Source organism: Agrobacterium bohemicum (genome assembly GCF_002896715.1).
Classification (GTDB): Bacteria; Pseudomonadota; Alphaproteobacteria; order Rhizobiales; family Rhizobiaceae; genus Agrobacterium; species Agrobacterium bohemicum.
The window spans coordinates 154,766-172,116 of the sequence record NZ_PGEL01000026.1 but is presented as its reverse complement, the minus strand read 5'-3'; the positions used below and the strand labels follow the sequence as shown (position 1 = coordinate 172,116).

Annotated in this window: 10 protein-coding genes, 1 pseudogene and 1 riboswitch; of the genes and pseudogenes, 9 read left to right on the top strand and 2 right to left on the bottom strand. The window is 57.5% G+C overall.

The features are described 5' to 3' along the window. Positions 1-72: 72 nt before the first annotated feature. Complete coding sequence (choX, locus tag CUC55_RS14405; RefSeq protein ID WP_103088303.1) at positions 73-1,026, top strand: choline ABC transporter substrate-binding protein; 954 nt, start codon at positions 73-75, stop codon at positions 1,024-1,026. A 17-nt stretch (positions 1,027-1,043) separates the two neighbouring features. Continuing rightward, positions 1,044-2,558, top strand: coding sequence for a choline-sulfatase (gene betC / locus CUC55_RS14400; RefSeq protein WP_103088302.1), 1,515 nt, complete (start codon positions 1,044-1,046; stop codon positions 2,556-2,558). A gap of 24 nt (positions 2,559-2,582) precedes the next feature. Here betC and CUC55_RS14395 read toward each other — a convergent pair whose 3' ends face one another. Together CUC55_RS14395 and scpA are read right to left on the bottom strand one after the other, a co-directional pair. Beyond that, the gene (locus CUC55_RS14395) at positions 2,583-4,445 is read right to left on the bottom strand and encodes a methyl-accepting chemotaxis protein (RefSeq protein ID WP_483415356.1); all 1,863 of its coding nucleotides are present in this window, start codon (positions 4,443-4,445) and stop codon (positions 2,583-2,585) included. A 514-nt stretch (positions 4,446-4,959) separates the two neighbouring features. Continuing rightward, positions 4,960-7,101: a methylmalonyl-CoA mutase gene (gene scpA, locus CUC55_RS14390; protein WP_103088301.1), complete on the bottom strand. Its 2,142-nt coding sequence runs from the start codon at positions 7,099-7,101 to the stop codon at positions 4,960-4,962. Positions 7,102-7,427: 326 nt separating this feature from the next. Next, positions 7,428-7,536: riboswitch (guanidine-I (ykkC/yxkD leader) on the top strand. A 71-nt stretch (positions 7,537-7,607) separates the two neighbouring features. Between scpA and CUC55_RS14385 the strand changes: the two genes are divergently transcribed. From CUC55_RS14385 to atzF, 7 genes and pseudogenes are all read left to right on the top strand, one after another. Beyond that, on the top strand, positions 7,608-8,687 hold the full coding sequence (locus CUC55_RS14385) for a putative urea ABC transporter substrate-binding protein (protein WP_103088300.1): 1,080 nt from the start codon (positions 7,608-7,610) through the stop codon (positions 8,685-8,687). Positions 8,688-8,765: 78 nt separating this feature from the next. Then, positions 8,766-9,584, top strand: a complete 819-nt coding sequence (locus CUC55_RS14380; protein WP_067646682.1) for an ABC transporter permease — start codon at positions 8,766-8,768, stop codon at positions 9,582-9,584. Beyond that, the gene (locus CUC55_RS14375; protein WP_103088299.1) at positions 9,581-10,324 is read left to right on the top strand and encodes an ABC transporter ATP-binding protein; all 744 of its coding nucleotides are present in this window, start codon (positions 9,581-9,583) and stop codon (positions 10,322-10,324) included. The genes CUC55_RS14380 and CUC55_RS14375 overlap by 4 nt, the downstream gene beginning before the upstream one ends. A gap of 85 nt (positions 10,325-10,409) precedes the next feature. Continuing rightward, positions 10,410-11,225, top strand: coding sequence for an urea amidolyase associated protein UAAP1 (locus CUC55_RS14370; protein ID WP_067646676.1), 816 nt, complete (start codon positions 10,410-10,412; stop codon positions 11,223-11,225). Positions 11,226-11,241: 16 nt separating this feature from the next. Further along, a complete protein-coding gene (locus CUC55_RS14365; protein WP_067646673.1) occupies positions 11,242-11,892 on the top strand; it encodes an urea amidolyase associated protein UAAP2 in 651 nt (216 codons plus the stop codon). Positions 11,893-11,897: 5 nt separating this feature from the next. Further along, entirely contained in the window at positions 11,898-15,434 is a 3,537-nt protein-coding gene (gene uca, locus CUC55_RS14360; RefSeq protein WP_103088423.1) for an urea carboxylase, read from the top strand. Next, positions 15,434-17,238 (top strand): annotated as a pseudogene (gene atzF, locus CUC55_RS14355) (allophanate hydrolase). The gene uca and the pseudogene atzF overlap by 1 nt, the downstream one beginning before the upstream one ends. Positions 17,239-17,351 lie beyond the last annotated feature (113 nt).

Below are 17,351 nucleotides of genomic sequence, written 5' to 3'. Positions count from 1 at the left end.
CAAAAANTATCCGCTTCACGGCAGAGATCAATCCGTTGTTCACTAAAATACTGGATTAATCGGAGAACAGCGATGAACAGGAATTCTCGTACAGGACGCATCACCACAGGCATTCTTCTGATTGTTGCTGCTTTTGCTGGCAATGCGAACGCGGCGGATGACGCTGCGTGCAAGGCGATCCGGTTGAGCGATCCCGGCTGGACGGATATTACAGCAACTAATGGCGTTGCATCCGTAGTGCTGAGCGCGCTTGGATATGAACCGGACGTCAAGACCCTGTCGGTGCCGATCGGCTATCAATCCATGAAAAATGGCGAAATCGATGTGTTCTTGGGCAACTGGATGCCTGCCCAGAAAGCGTTCGTCGATGATCTGAACGCCGCAAAGGCAATCGAGGTCATCGGCCAGAACCTGGAGGGTGCCAAGTTCACGCTCGCCGTTCCATCTTACATGGCGGAAAAAGGCATCAAGAGTTTTGCTGACCTTTCAAAGCACGCCGATGAGTTCGACAAGAAGATTTATGGCATTGAACCCGGCGCACCTGCCAACCAGAATATTCAGAAANTCATAGCCGACGAAAAATTTGGGCTTAAAGACTGGGAACTGGTCGAATCTGGAGAGCAGGCCATGCTGTCGCAGGTAGAGCGTGCCGGTAAGTTGAAGAAGGGCGTCGTGTTTCTCGCCTGGGCACCTCACCCGATGAACGAGAAATTCTCGATCGAGTATCTGTCCGGTGGTGATGACTACTTTGGACCGAACTTCGGTGGCGCACAGGTTTACACGCTGGCCAGAACCGGTTGGACGGCGCAGTGCCCGAACGCCGCCAGCCTGTTTAAAANCCTCAAATTCGATGTGGGCATGGAGAACAAGCTGATGGGCGAAATCCTTGGCGGCCAGACGTCCACCGATGCGGCAACAGCGTGGCTCAAAGCCAATCCGAAAGTCATCGATACTTGGCTGTTTGGTGTGACGACGCTGGACGGCAAGCCCGGTGATGCTGCAGTCAAGGCTGCGGTCGGTCTGTGATTTCAGGATAACAGTGCATGACGCGTCAGAATATTCTCATCCTCATGGTCGATCAGTTGAACGGAACGTTCTTCCCGGATGGACCAGCGGATTTTCTCCACGCGCCCAACTTGAAGGCGTTGGCGGAGCGCTCCGTGCGCTTCGCCAACAGCTACACGGCCAGTCCGCTCTGCGCGCCTGCGCGGGCGTCCTTCATGTCCGGCCAGTTGCCAAGCCGTACGCGTGTCTACGACAATGCTGCAGAATTTGCGTCAGACATCCCGACCTATGCGCACCACTTGCGTTCGGCGGGATATTATACCGGTCTGTCCGGCAAGATGCATTTCGTCGGACCGGATCAGTTACATGGTTTCGAAGAGCGATTGACGACAGATATCTACCCGGCCGACTTCGGCTGGACACCTGACTATACCAAGCCCGGCGAGCGTATAGACTGGTGGTACCATAATCTCGGTTCCGTCACGGGGGCAGGCGTTGCCGAAATCACCAACCAGATGGAGTATGACGACGAGGTCGCCTATCATGCGACCCGCAAGCTCTATGACCTCTCGCGCAGGCTCGATGACCGTCCATGGTGTCTGACAGTCAGTTTCACGCATCCTCACGACCCCTATGTCGCACGGCGCAAGTTCTGGGACTTATACGAGGATTGCCCGGCTCTCGACCCGCACGTCGAGCCCATTGCCTTTGCCGATCAAGATACGCATTCGCAACGGCTGCTGGAAGCTTGCGATCACCGCGCGTTCGATATTACGCCTGAACAGGTGCGGCGGGCAAGGCGGGGCTATTTCGCCAACATCTCCTATGTCGATGAGAAGGTCGGTGAAATTCTCGATGTGCTGAAACGGACGAGAATGGATGAGGACACGATCGTTGTCTTCCTGTCCGATCACGGCGATATGCTGGGCGAGCGCGGGCTGTGGTTCAAGATGTGTTTCTTCGAAGGTTCGGCCCGCGTCCCCTTGATGATTNCCGCTCCACAGTGGAGTACTAACCGCGTCGATGCACCGGTCTCAACTCTCGATGTGACCCCGACCCTTTGCTCGCTTGCGGGTCTGGATATCACATCGCTGAAACGTTGGACGGACGGGGAGGACTTGACCGGGCTTGTCGAGGGCACGTCGAAGCGCGGCCCTGTTCCAATGGAATATGCCGCCGAAGGTTCGATCGCGCCATTGGTTGCCATACGCGATGGGCGTTACAAGCTGAGCATTTGCGAGGCAGACCCGCCGGTGCTCTTCGACCTCGAGGCCGATCCGCAGGAACTGCATAACCTTGCAGACGATCCGCGTCATCAGGATGCTCTGGCATCTTTAATGAAACAGGTCGATACGCGTTGGAACCTCGACGCATTCGACGCGTCCGTTCGCGAAAGCCAGGCGCGCCGTTGGGTCGTCTACAAGGCCCTTCGCAACGGCGCTTATTACCCATGGGACTTCCAGCCGCTTCAAAAAGCGTCGGAGCGTTACATGCGAAACCACATGGACCTCAACATCCTTGAGGACAACCAGCGTTACCCCAGAGGCGAATAGGGCAAGCGCCGGATGCCCGGGCCATTAGCTGGCCAGGGCATATTGTGTACGTCGCTGGTCGGTGTGCGACGTGTTTTTGCCAACCTTGAAGCGGCCGATGACTTCGGCAAGATTTTCGGTTTCCTGTGACAAGCTTTGCGCCGCTGCCGTCGTCTCTTCAACCATGGCCGCGTTCTGCTGGGTAACCTTGTCCATGTGATCGGCAGCCGACGACACTTCGCGAAGGCTCACGGCTTGTTCGCGGGTGTTGGAGGCGATCTGGTTGACCGTCTGGGTCATGCCAACCACCTGTTCAACGATTTTATCGAGCGACGAGCCGGTTTCCTGAACGAGTTGAACACCTATTTCTACCTGCGAGGATGACAGCGAAATCAGCGTTTTGATTTCCTTCGCGGCCTGTGCGGAACGCTGCGCCAGCTCTCTGACTTCCTGCGCCACGACGGCAAAGCCCTTGCCAGCTTCACCCGCACGAGCAGCTTCGACACCGGCATTCAGCGCCAGCAGATTGGTCTGGAACGCAATTTCATCGATGACGCTGATGATATTGCCGATCTTGCTCGAAGACCCNTGGATTTCCGTCATGGCGGAGATGGCACGGGCGACGACTGCGCCGCCCTGTTCAGCGTCGGTGCGCGCGGCGCTGACCGTTTTTNGGGCAGTGTTTGCACCATCGGCGGTGTCGTTGACGCCACGGGTTACATCACCCAGCGCTGCAACTGTTTCTTCCAGAGATGCGGCCTGCTGTTCGGTGCGGCGCGCGAGATCGTTCGATGCCGTTGAAATTTCTCCGAGGCCAGAGCGGATGGCATACACGGCCTGGACGACGTTGCTGATCGTATCTTCGAGCGTGGAGACCGACGTGTTGAAGTTCTGACGGATGGTTTCGAATTCCGCAGAAACCTTTGCGTCCATACGGACCGTGAGGTCACCGGAAGCCAGCACACTGAAGCTGTTCTGGACGATTTGCACGAAATTCCGCAGATCTTCTGCCTTCGCTTCTTCAATATTACTGCGGCGTTTGCGGTCTTCTTCGACCTGCTCCTGCAGCTGCTCCTGTTCCTGTTTCAACGTCTCGCCGCGGGCGAGATCATGGCGGAATTTTNCAAGAGCCACCTTCAAGCGGCCGAGTTCGTCTACACTGCCATTATGGGGAATGTCGTCACGGTAATCGCCATCCGCCATTTTCTGAACGGAGCCGAGGAGGCTCTTAAGTGGTTTTCCGATGAGGGTGCGGCTGGCGGCGAGAATAACGCCCAGTGACACCAGCAGGATCAGCACGCCGCCGATGGTGGTGCTGTAAATCTGGCTCCATACCGGACCGGAGAAGGTTGCTGCGGGAACATCGAGAATTGCCGCCCAGGTCGTGTTCATGCCGGGGGCTGAGAATGGGTAGACCAGACGAACGGAACCGTCCGCCATATCGCGCAAAATCTGCGGCTTGCCATCCACCAGCGCCTGCTTGACCTTGTCAGCGCCTTGATCGGCATAATCCTTCATCAGATTGGCAGCATCAGGGTGTGACAGCCATTTTCCATTGCTGGCCAGTAGCATGACGCGGCCACCATCGAATGGTTTCATCTGGTTCAGCGTATTTGTCAGGTCATCAAGTTTAATGTCGACGCCGGCCATGGCAACGATATTGCCGTTTGCACGCATAGGAACGGAAACAGATGTCACCAACTTGTTCATGTTGGTAAGATAGGGTGAGGTAATCGCAGCTTTGCCAGAATTGGCCACAAGCGAATAATATTCGGACGTTGGATCAAGGCTCCAGGTCGATAGTTCCATCTGGCCATTGTCGCCCTTTGTCCAATAGGGTGTGAAGATGCCTTCCTTGTTGACGCCATCGCTGCCTGCGGCGGGTGTCAGGCCCTTGGCCTCTGGCATTTCAAACATCCATGCCCCGAATACGTTGGCATATTGCGGCGGGACGGACTTGATGGCGGCAATGATGTCAGTGCGGTTTTTTGAGCCGTCTGTGATGATACCGTTCAGGGTGGCGGCCAAAGTGGCGCCGGCAGATGTGGCCTGAGCAATGTCGGTAGCCACGCGCTGGCTGACAAGGGCCGCCTTCTCCGTTGCAAGAACCATGACGTCGTTTTCGGTCTTTGCTTTGATGGTGATCGCATTGAAGGTAGTATAGGCAATCAGGATGCTTGCGATGGCCGCTCCTGTCGCGAGAATGAGCTTACCTGATAATGTGCGAAGTATTGCATTCATGTACTTGTCCCCAGCTTTGCGCGAAGTCTGCTGGAAATTGGTGAATATTCTCCAAATAGAAAACTGTTATAGTCATTACGGATACCCGTTTTCGAGACCAAATATCTGGGTGTTGTCCGTACTTGTGTGTCCGGCGTACAAAGCAGCTTCGCGCGCCGAGCAAAATTGTCGTTTTTCCGAGTTAGGCGTTTCTCAGTCGGCCCTGCATCAGATCAACGACGGCGCGGGCGGCTTCCAGCACGTTGGTGCCGGGGCCGAAGACGGCAGCGACACCATTATCCAGCAGAAACTGGTAGTCCTGCCGTGGCACGACACCGCCGACGATGACGATGACATTTTCCGCGCCTTTGGCTTTCAGTGCCTCCACCAATTGCGGGGCCAGCGTCTTGTGGCCCGCTGCCAGTGAGGACATGCCTACCACATGAACCTTGCTTTCCACGGCAAGGCTTGCGGCCTCTTCCGGTGTCTGGAACAAAGGGCCAGCAATGACGTCAAANCCAATATCGCCGAAAGCAGATGCGATGATCTTTGCGCCACGGTCATGGCCATCCTGCCCCAATTTGGCAATCAGCATTTTGGGTTGGCAGCCGACAGCCGCCGACAGCTCGCTTAGACGCGTGCACAGGGTGGCATATTCGGGATCGTTCTCATAGGCGGCGCCGTAAACATCGTGCACGACCTCCGGCACTGCGGTGTGATCCCCGAAAACAACGCGTAGCGCATCGGAAATCTCGCCTACTGTTGCGCGCGCGCGTGCTGCTTCCACGGCAGTTTCCAGCAAATTGCCGTCGCCGTTGCGGGCGACCCCCGTCAAAGCGGCAAGCGCATCTTGCGCCGCTTTCGGGTCCCGTTGACGTCGCACCTTTTCAAGTTGCCTGATTTGCCCGGCACGAACCGCACTGTTATCAATGTCGAGAATGTCGATGGGATCTTCGTTTNCCAGCCGGAATTTGTTGACGCCAACGATGATTTCCTCGCCGCGGTCCACGGCCGCCTGCCGTCTGGTCGCCGCCTCCTCGATGAGCCTTTTCGGCAGACCGTCATCGACAGCCTTTGTCATGCCGCCAAGGGCTTCCACCTCTTCGATCAACGCCCAGGCTTTGTCAGCCAGTTCGTTGGTGAGGCTTTCGACGTAATAGGAGCCAGCTAGCGGATCGACCACTTTTGTCACACCGGTTTCATGCTGGAGAATGAGCTGGGTGTTGCGGGCGATGCGGGCGGAAAAATCCGTCGGCAACGCCATGGCTTCATCCAGCGCATTGGTGTGAAGCGACTGCGTGCCACCTAGCGCAGCAGACAGTGCCTCATAGGCCGTACGGATAACGTTGTTATACGGGTCCTGCTCCTGCAGGGACACGCCTGATGTCTGGCAATGGGTGCGCAACATCATCGATGACGCTTTTTGCGGCTCGAACTCCTCCATGATACGCGACCACAAAAGACGTGCAGCGCGCAGCTTCGCCGCCTCCATGAAGAAATTCATGCCGATGGCGAAGAAGAAAGAAAGGCGGCCCGCGAAATCATCGATATTCAAGCCTTTCTTCAGGGCAGCGCGCACATATTCACGTCCGTCCGCCAGGGTGAAGGCCAATTCCTGCACCAGCGTCGCACCCGCTTCCTGCATGTGGTAGCCGGAAATCGAAATCGAGTTGAAGCGTGGCATTTCCTTTGCCGTGTATTCGATGATGTCTGCAATAATCCGCATCGAAGGTTCAGGCGGGTAGATGTAGGTGTTGCGCACCATGAATTCTTTGAGAATATCGTTTTGTATGGTGCCTGAAAGGTCGGCTTTCGAGCAACCTTGTTCTTCCCCGGCGACGATGAAGCTGGCGAGAATGGGAATGACCGCACCATTCATGGTCATGGACACGGACATGTCTTTGAGTGGGATGCCGTCAAAAAGGATTTTCATGTCCTCGACACTGTCGATGGCCACGCCCGCTTTGCCGACATCTCCCACCACACGCTCATGATCGCTGTCATATCCGCGATGGGTAGCCAGATCGAACGCAACGGAAAGGCCTTTCTGGCCAGCCGCGAGGTTGCGTTTGTAAAAGGCGTTGGATTCTTCAGCGGTCGAAAAACCGGCATATTGGCGTATGGTCCAGGGGCGGCCAGCGTACATGGTCGCACGAGGGCCGCGCACGAAGGGTTTAAAGCCCGGCAAACTATCGAGGTGTGGGATGTTTTTGATGTCTTCGGCGGTGTAGAGCGGCTTGACGTCAATGCCCTCTGGCGTCTGCCAGACAAGACTGTCGGATGAACGTTTCAGTTCCTTTTCGGCAAGTTCCTGCCAATCCTTGACCGTTTTATCATCTGACATCCATGTCTCCTGTTCAATCGGCGTGTGCCATCGTTGCAGACGGTAACGCTTTACCTCCCGTATTGGACGCATGTTTTTNACGACCAGTTCAGGTAGGATATGAAGCCAGAGGCAGTTGCACAACAAAAACCCTTGCGGCCTTATTGAATGACGTCACTCGAGATGGAATAGATGTGCTTCAAGCACGGTTTATTTCGTGGGCACATGACATCTTGCGTGCTGCAAATTTCATCAAACGGAAATTGAACGTGCTGTTCTGCCTCCTTAATACCGGAAAANCGCGCGNTTTTTGCATCTGGCACGCCATTTGCTTGTATCAAAACATCAGAGTTGGCCGCTAGGGTTCCGGCGCATTGTGCGTGACTGGTCCGAGAGCAGCCACTGGGTGGGGAGAAATCCTGCCCGGATGCACGGCGGGACAAAAGCCCGGGAGACCTCGTTAGCCAAGGGATTGGCTGCGTTGGTTCGTGCCGATCCCTTTTTGTAGAAAAGCAAAGGGGAATACCATGCAAACAGTCAAAAAANTCATCTCCATCTCCATCACCGCACTTGCAGCGTCGCTGGCTCTCTCCAGCGCCTTTGCGGCGCAGGCCGCACCGAAGAAGGATTTCAAGGTCGCGTGGTCCATCTATGTCGGCTGGATGCCGTGGGGCTATGCCAACGATCACGGCATCGTCAAGAAATGGGCGGACAAATACGGCATCAACATCGAAGTCACGCAGTTCAACGACTATGTGGAATCGATGAACCAATATACGGCGGGCGCTTATGACGCCGTGACGCTGACCAATATGGACGGCCTCTCCATTCCAGCCGCTGGCGGTGTCGATACCACTGCCGTCATCGTCGGTGACTTCTCCAATGGCAATGACGCCGTCATCCTCAAAGACAAGACGAGCCTTGCCGATATCAAGGGTCAGAACGTCAACCTGGTCGAATTTTCCGTTTCGCACTATCTTCTCGCCCGCGCACTGGAAAGCATCGGCTCCACCGAGCGCGATGTGAAAGTCGTCAACACCTCGGACGCGGATATGGTTGCCGCATTCCAGACGCCTGACGTTTCCGCTGTCGTTACATGGAACCCGCTGGTCTCGACCATTATGGAAACGCCATCGGCCAAAAAAGTCTTCGATAGCGCGCAAATCCCCGGCGAAATCATCGATCTCATGGTCGCCAACACCAACTTGCTGAAGGACAATCCGGATTTCGGCAAGGCGCTTGCAGGCATCTGGTACGACACGATGAAGGTGATGACCGCAGACAGCGCTGAAGGCAAAACCGCACGCGAGACGATGGGCAAGGCCTCGGGAACAGATATTGCCGGTTTCGAAGCGCAGATGGCCGCAACCAAGCTTTTCGATAAAGCCGCAGACGCGGTCGCGTTTACCGCTTCGCCCAATCTTCCGAAGACAATGGATCTCGTTCGCAACTTCCTGTTCGAAAAAGGCCTTCTGGGCAATGGCGCGCCATCTGCAGATGTCATCGGCATCGCCTTCCCGGATGGTTCAGTTCACGGCGACAAGGACAACATCAAGTTCCGCTTTACCACGGAATATATGGACGCGGCCGCCAAGGGCGCACTGTAAGGCATTCAACGCCAGACACCTCGCGACCGGGCGATATGCGCCCGGCATAGTGATAAAGCCTCAATCAGGAGCTTTTCCATGCGCTGGATCAACACACGGCCTTCAAGCGGAGGGCGGCTTGCCCTTGCAGCTTTGCCATTTGCCGCAGTTCTCATCGCCTACACCATCGGCTCGGCCACGCGACTAGCAGAAAACGCCAATGACAAGCTGCTGCCCGACTTGACCGGCTTTGCAGACGCCATCAACCGCATGGCTTTCATACCGGATGCCCGCACAGGCGATATCGTTTTGTGGACGGATACGATCGCCAGTCTCATCCGTCTGTTTTCTGGTCTTGGCATCGCAACCGCGATAGCGCTGATCGTTGGCATGTTAATCGGCATGTTGCCCTATGCGCGTTCGCTGCTATCGCCATTCGTCGGTGCCATCTCCATGGTGCCGCCGTTGGCCTTGCTGCCCATTCTGTTCATCGCGCTGGGTCTGGGCGAAGTATCAAAAGTGGCTTTGATCGTCATCGGTGTCACTCCCGTGATGATCCGCGATCTGGCGCTACGAGCGCTGGAACTGCCGCGTGAACAGATCATCAAGGCCGAAACCTTGGGCGGAAATTCCTGGCAGATCGCGCTTCGCGTCGTTCTTCCGCAGGTGCTACCGCGCCTTATCACCTGCATACGTTTGCAGATTGGACCGGCATGGCTGTTTCTAATCGCGGCTGAAGCCATTTCAGCGGATGCCGGGCTTGGTTACCGCATTTTCCTCGTGCGCCGTTATCTGGCGATGGATGTGATCTTTCCCTACGTCGTCTGGATAACCCTGATCGCCGTTCTGACCGACTGGCTGCTGGAGCGTTTGCGGCTTGCCGTATTCCCTTGGTCGGCCACGGAGACAAACGCATGAGCGCGATCAGGATGGACAACGTCTGGAAGGAATATGGCGACCAGATCGTTCTGGAAANCATCTCGCTCGAGATCGAATCCCGTGCTTTCGTGGCACTGGTTGGGCCATCGGGCTGCGGAAAAACCACTTTCCTGCGCATGATCCTCGGACAGGAGCGCCCAACGCGGGGAGCCATTTTCATGGATGGCCAGCCCTTGTCGCCAGAACCGGGGGCCGACCGAGGCGTCGTGTTCCAGCGTTATTCGGTGTTTCCGCATCTCACGGTTCTCGGCAACGTGCTGATCGGCAGAGAGCTTACGGCAGCCCNTTTTGCGGGGAGACTGTTCGGTTCCGCACGTCGTGCGGCCATTGAAGATGCCCGCGCCATGATTGCCGATGTTGGTCTTGAAGGCACCGAGAACAAATATCCAGCGCAGCTTTCCGGCGGCATGCAGCAGCGTCTTGCCTTGGCGCAGGCACTGTTGATGCCACCCAAAGTACTGCTGCTGGATGAACCTTTTGGCGCGCTCGATCCCGGCACTCGGGCGGAAATCCACCAGTTGATGAAGCGCTTGTGGAACGAGACGCCGATGACGGTGGTCATGGTGACCCATGACATGCGCGAGGCCTTTACGCTGGCCACGCGGGTGGTCGCGTTCGAGAGACCGCGCGACCGCCCGGAAGAAAAAATGCGCTACGGCGCGACGATTACCCGCGATCTCCACATCTGGCCGACGCGCCGGGCGGCAAGTACCGACTGACAGCTTTGAACGCCCGCCGGGACGACCCGGCATTACGGGCAAAAAACAAGCGGGACGACCCGAACTTAACCCATGGAGCAGGCTCATGCACCTAAGACGTTCGCCTGAAGACATCGCTGCCAACCGTGCGCGCTACGAAGAACACCAGAAAAAGGGGCTGAATTTCGCGCCCAAGGCCTTGCCGGGCTTCAGCGATTTCCCAGAAATTCCAGTCGATGAAGCCAGAGTCATCCATCGTGAGGTCATTCCCGGTGGCTGGTACTGGTCCACGAAAGTCAAACGCGAAGAGGTTTTGCGCGTCAGCCTCACACACGGCTTTTCGTCTGTTGCACTCATTGCCTGGGCCAGTGGCGACACCTCGGAACGCATGAACCTGCCCGATACGGTCAAGATGCAGTGGACGACAGGGCTCTCCAAAGGCCGTGTCATCTTCTCGGACATGGGCCGGGTCATGTTCTCTATCACCGAAGATTCGTCTGGCGCGCATGATTGCCTCGTGGGCGGTTCGAACGCTGCAACCAATGCCCGCTATCAAGGCCACGAGTTGCGCGACACCCGCGACAATTTCGTCAAACTCGCCATGAAGATCGGTCTCGACCGGCGCGATATTCCTGCAGCGTTGACCCTGTTTGCACCCGTGCGCGTAGATGCGGAAGGCCGTTTCTTCTGGAACTCGGCGCTCCTCAACGGCGCCGATTATGTGGAACTGCGCGCCGAGATGGACATGGTCGTAGGCTTGTCCAATTGCCCACACCCGCTCGATCCGAACCCTGCCTATGCGCCCAACCCGGTGACGATCACGCGCATCGCCGCGACAACCGTTGCCGCCGACGATCTTTGCCGCACCGCGAGCGCAGAGGCGATCCGGGGTTTTGAAAACAATGCAGCCGCCGAACTTTGAGCCGGGGAGACCGATCATGACCAATTTCATCCAGACCGCTCCGTCCCGCACGCTCGAAAATACCGCGCAGGACCATTACATCGCAGCCGAAAAGCCGTTTTCGACCATCATTCGCAAAGGTCAGACGGTCCGCATCGAAGACAGCTATGGCCAGCAGGCCATCGATACGCTGTTTTATAACGCAGACGATTATTCCGAGCGCTATTCCAGCCAGGATACGGTGCGCGAGCAGAATGCCGCCTATATCTCCACCGGCACGAAAGTTATGTCGAGCGAAGGCCGGGTCATGTTGCGCATGACGGCAGACAGCTGCGGGCGGCATGACACCTCTGCCGGCGCCTGCTCATGCGAGAGCAACACGGTACGCTTCGGGCACGGTACGAAATATCTGCATGCCTGCCGCGACAACTTCGTGGCGGAGGTCGCAAAATACGGCATGGGCAAGCGTGATATTCCCGCCAACATCAACTTCTTCATGAACGTTCCGATCTCCCCCAACGGCGGTATGACCATAGTCGATGGCATCTCATCCCCGGGTGATTACGTGGAACTGGAGGCTGAAATGGACGTGCTGCTCGTCATTTCCAACTGCCCGCAGATCAACAATCCCTGCAACGGTTTTGACCCGACGCCGATCCGCGTTCTGGTTTGGAATGGGGAGGCTTGATCGCCATGTTCACCAAAGTTCTGGTCGCCAATCGCGGTGAAATCGCGGTTCGCGTTATTCGCACATTGCGGCTCATGGGCATTGCGTCCGTTGCCGTCTATTCCGATGCCGACCGTTTTGCCAAGGCAACGCTGATGGCTGACGAAGCGTTTCGTCTCGGTCCNGCACCGGCTGCGGAAAGCTATCTGAATGTCGACGCCGTCATTGCCGCCTGTAAGGCAACCGGCGCTCAGGCGGTGCATCCCGGCTATGGTTTTCTCTCTGAAAACATCGGCTTTGCTGAAAGACTGAAGGCCGAAGGCATTGTCTTCATAGGCCCGAAGCCGGAAAACATTGCTGAGTTCGGTTTGAAGCACACGGCACGAGCGCTGGCGAAGAAAAGCGGCGTTCCGCTGCTGCCAGGATCGGATCTGCTGGCCTCGGTTGACGAGGCGCTGGTTGCCGCTGATAGCGTCGGCTATCCGGTGATGCTGAAATCCACGGCTGGTGGCGGCGGCATCGGCATGCAACTGTGTGACGACGCGGCAGCGTTAAAAGCAGCGTTCGAAAGCGTCCAGCGCACGGCCAAGGCAAGCTTTGGCGATGCCCGCGTTTATCTGGAACGCTTCGTCGCCAAGGCGCGCCATGTCGAGGTTCAAATCTTCGGAGATGGCGAGGGCAGGGTTATTGCGCTGGGTGAGCGTGATTGCTCGCTGCAACGGCGAAATCAGAAAGTCATCGAAGAAACACCTGCACCGGGCTTGTCTTCTGCTATGCGGGAGAAGCTTCATGCGGCCGCTGTGGCTTTGGGTACGCAGGTCAAATACCAATCCGCAGGTACTGTAGAATTTATTTTCGATCCTGCGCGTCAGGCGTTCTACTTCCTCGAGGTGAATACCCGTTTGCAGGTCGAACATCCCGTAACAGAAGCGGTTTTCGGCATCGACCTGGTCGAATGGATGATCCGCCAGTCTGCCGGTGAGGATGTTCTGACCGGCAAAGACAATCTTATGCTGAAGGGCGCGGCAATCGAGGCGCGGGTCTATGCGGAAATGCCGCACGCGGATTTTCGGCCCAGTGCGGGGCTGCTGACCGAGGTCGTCTTTCCACCGGATGTGCGGGTGGATGGCTGGATCGAGACGGGAACCGAGGTCACGCCGTTTTACGACCCGATGCTCGCCAAGATCATCGTGACGGGTGACACGCGACAGGACGCTATCAACGCGCTGAAAAAGGCGCTATCGGCAACATCGATTTCCGGTATCGAAACCAACCTCGACTATCTCAATGCCATTACCAAATCCGACCTGTTCGGCAGCGGCGATGTGGCAACGACTGCGCTCAAAGATTTCGCCTTCGTGCCTGATGTGGTGGAGGTGATTTCATCCGGTGCGCAATCCAGCCTTCAGGAACTTCCGGGCCGTCTTGGCCTCTGGAATGTCGGCGTTCCGCCCAGCGGCCCGATGGACGAGCGCTCCTTTCGCCACGCCAACCGCCTCGTCGGCAATCATGATTATACTGCAGCACTCGAGCTTACCGTGTCGGGGCCGGTCCTGAAATTTTTCACAGACGCCACCGTGGCGCTGGCGGGTGCCGACATGCCGATGACCGTGGATGGCGAACCGGTCGATCACAATGTTCCCCATCGCATACATGCGGGACAGACGCTTGCCATCGGGCAGATCAAAGGTGCAGGGCAGCGGGCCTATCTTGCCGTTTCCGGCGGCTTTGATGCGCCCGTCGTGCTCGGCTCCCGCGCCACCTTCGGGCTTGGCCAGTTCGGCGGAAACGCCACCGGACCATTGCGCGCAGGCCAGGTGTTGCGCCTTGCAAANGCGGTGCAGACAGAGATCACGCCCGCGGTGGAACCTGTGGACCTGACCCGCGAATGGTCCGTTGGTGTCGTCTACGGCCCACACGGTGCGCCCGATTTCTTCCTTGAGGACGATATCGAAACGCTGTTTTCGACAGACTACGAGGTGCATTTCAACTCTGCCCGCACGGGCGTGCGCCTTATCGGCCCCGCGCCGAAGTGGGCGCGCACGGATGGCGGCGAGGCTGGACTTCACCCATCCAACCTGCACGACAATGCCTATGCCATCGGCTCCATCGATTTTACCGGCGATATGCCTATCATCCTTGGACCTGATGGACCCTCGCTGGGCGGCTTCGTCTGCCCTGCCGTCATTGCAGCCGATGAGCAGTGGAAANTGGGGCAACTCAAGCCCGGCGACAAAATCCGCTTCCACCCGGTGGCCCGTGCGCAGGACCCGATTGCCGGACCGGTCGCCAAGCGTATCTCGGATGACGCCGGTTCGCCCATTCTCGCACGGCGTGAAGATGCCGAGGTTCCCGTTACCTATCGTCGCCAGGGCGATGACAATCTGCTGGTCGAATATGGTTCGATGCAACTCGATGTGGGCCTGAGGTTGCGCGCGCATCTGCTGATGCAGGCTGTCAACGAAGCCAAACTGCCCGGCGTGATCGATCTCACGCCCGGCATACGATCCTTGCAGATCCACTATGATGGATCGAGCCTTGCCCGCACGAGGTTGCTTGGGCTGCTGTCCGATATCGAGGATGGCATGCCTTCGGTGCAGTCTGTGAAGGTACCAAGCCGGACTGTGTGGTTACCGCTATCCTGGAACGACCCGGACGCTGAACTTGCGATGCGCAAATATCAGGAACTTGTACGCCCTAACGCCCCCTGGTGCCCCTCCAACATCGAGTTCATCCGCCGCATCAACGGGCTTGCGGATGAGCAGGCGGTGAAAGACACCATCTTCGACGCCTCTTATCTGGTCATGGGCCTTGGCGATGTCTATCTCGGCGCACCGGTTGCCACGCCGCTCGATCCGCGCCATCGCCTAGTCACGACGAAGTACAATCCGGCCCGCACATGGACACCGGAAAACGCCGTCGGCATCGGCGGGGCGTATATGTGCATCTACGGTATGGAAGGACCGGGTGGTTACCAGCTTTTCGGCCGCACCATTCAGATGTGGAACACCTGGCGGCAAACGCCGGTCTTCGGCAAAGACAAGCCATTGCTGCTGGATTTTTNCGATCAGGTGCGGTTCTTCCCCGTTTCGCATGCGGAGTTGACGGAAGCACGCGCCGCCTTTCCGCATGGCGGCTATCCCATCCGCATTGACGAGGGCGAATTTTCCTATGCGGATTACGAGGCAGATCTCGTGAGAGACGCCTCCGGCATCGGGTCTTTCAAAGCGGGGCAACAGGCAGCATTCGAGGCCGAGCGTCAGCGCTGGAAAGAACAGGGCCTCGACAGTTTCGTGCCCGATGAAGGCGCAAGCGTCGGCGCTGGTGGCGACATCGCAGAAGGATGCTTCGGTATCGAAAGTGCCGTACCGGGCAATGTCTGGAAGGTTCTGGTCGAGCAAGGCCAGAAGGTTGATGCAGGCGAAACACTCGCCATCATCGAATCCATGAAANTGGAAATCAACGTCACCGCCCATGCGCCGGGCCGCGTCCGCGAGCTTCGCGCCGGACCGGGCCGTAATGTCAAGGCAGGCGATGTCCTCATCGTTCTGGAGACAATCTGATGCTACCCATGTTTCTCGATCTCACTTCACTGAAACAGGCATATGCCAACGGCCTTACACCACTTGATCTGGTGGAGGAAGTGCTGGCTCGCATCGACGCTTGTGATGATCCGGCCATCTTCATTACCAAGACCCCGGCAGAGGCGTTGCGTGCCGCCGCGCGGGAACTCATGGCCCGCGCGCCCTTAGTCAATAGCCTGCCGCTGTGGGGCGTACCATTNGCTGTGAAGGACAATATCGACGTTGCCGGGTTGCCAACGACGGCGGCATGCCCGGCCTTTGCCTATGATCAGCAACAGGATGCGACAGTCGTCGCGCGGTTGAAGGCAGCAGGGGCGCTTGTCATCGGCAAGACGAACCTCGACCAATTCGCTACTGGTCTGAACGGCACACGCTCACCCCACGGCGCGCCGCGTTCGGTGTTCGACAAGGCCTATGTATCTGGTGGATCGTCGTCCGGGTCAGCCGTCGCCGTCGCGTCCGGTCTTGCCTGCTTTGCGCTGGGAACGGATACGGCAGGGTCGGGCCGTGTTCCCGCCGCCTTCAACAACCTCGTCGGCATCAAGCCGACACCGGGGCTGGTACCGAATGTCGGCGTCGTTCCCGCCTGCCGCTCCGTCGATGTGGTCACCGTATTTGCCGGAACGGTGGGGGATGGCGTGGCGGTTCGCAAGGTCATGGATGGATATGACGCTGCCGATCCATTCTCGAAAACAGCCAAACCCATCACGCTTCCCACATCTGGATTGAAGGTCGGTGTCCTCGCTCATTCCGAACGAGAATTCTATGGCAATGCCGCCTATGAAGCGCTGTATGATGCCGCCATCGAACGGGCCAACGCGCTCGGCGCGCAGATCGTGGAATTCGACTACGCGCCTTTCCGGCAAGCTGCAGAACTCCTTTACAACGGGCCATGGGTGGCGGAACGGCTGGCGGCTGTGAAGGATTTCTTCGCGACAAACAGCGAAGACTTCGATCCTACGGTTCGAAGCATCATAGCTGGCGCAGAAGCCTACACCGCCGTTGATGCTTTCCAAGGTCTCTACAGGCTGGAAGCCCTGCGGCAATTGACGCTGAAGGAATGGGAAAAGGTCGATATGCTGATGCTGCCGACATCACCGACCACCTACACGGTGGAAGAGATGTTGGCCGACCCTGTCGCAAAGAACGGTCACTTCGGGCGATACACCAATTTTGCCAACCTGTTCGGTTATGCGGCAATTGCGATACCCGCTGGTTTCGACACCGATGATCATCTTCCATCGGGCGTAACATTGTTCGGCCCCTCCTTCTCAGATGACGCGCTCGCACCCTTCGCCGATGCGCTTCATCGCGCGGTGGCCTGCGGTATGGGCAAGGATAGAATGCCGCACATCCCGAAGCCTCCCGCGTGGCCGTATCAGATGACGGGCTGGTGCCGATTGTCGTTGTTGGCGCACATCTGTCCGGTATGCCGCTGAACCACGAACTGACCGGTCCCGGCGGTATTCTCATCAAGACATGCAGAACGGCGGGCGACTATCGTTTGTTCGTGCTTCCCAACACCACGCCACCCAAGCCCGGCCTTATCAGAGAGCCTGGTTTTCTCGGCGAAGGACTTGAGATCGAGGTGTGGAAAATCACGCCCGATGCATTCGGTCGTTTCGTCCAGAATATTCCAGCCCCGCTTGGCATAGGCAAGATCACGCTGGACGATGGCAGCCAGGTCTCCGGCTTCCTGTGCGAAGCGCATGCAGTGACCGGGGCGCAGGAAATCACCCAACTGGGTGGCTGGCGCGGCTACATTCAGTCTCTTCGGAAATGAGGTCGTTCAGTCAGCGCATAACATCTCCGCCGACATGGCCGATGCGGCTGGGTTCAGAAACTTGTGCGTTTTTTAGCAATACGCTCCCCGAAATTGATGTATCTTGAACTCAA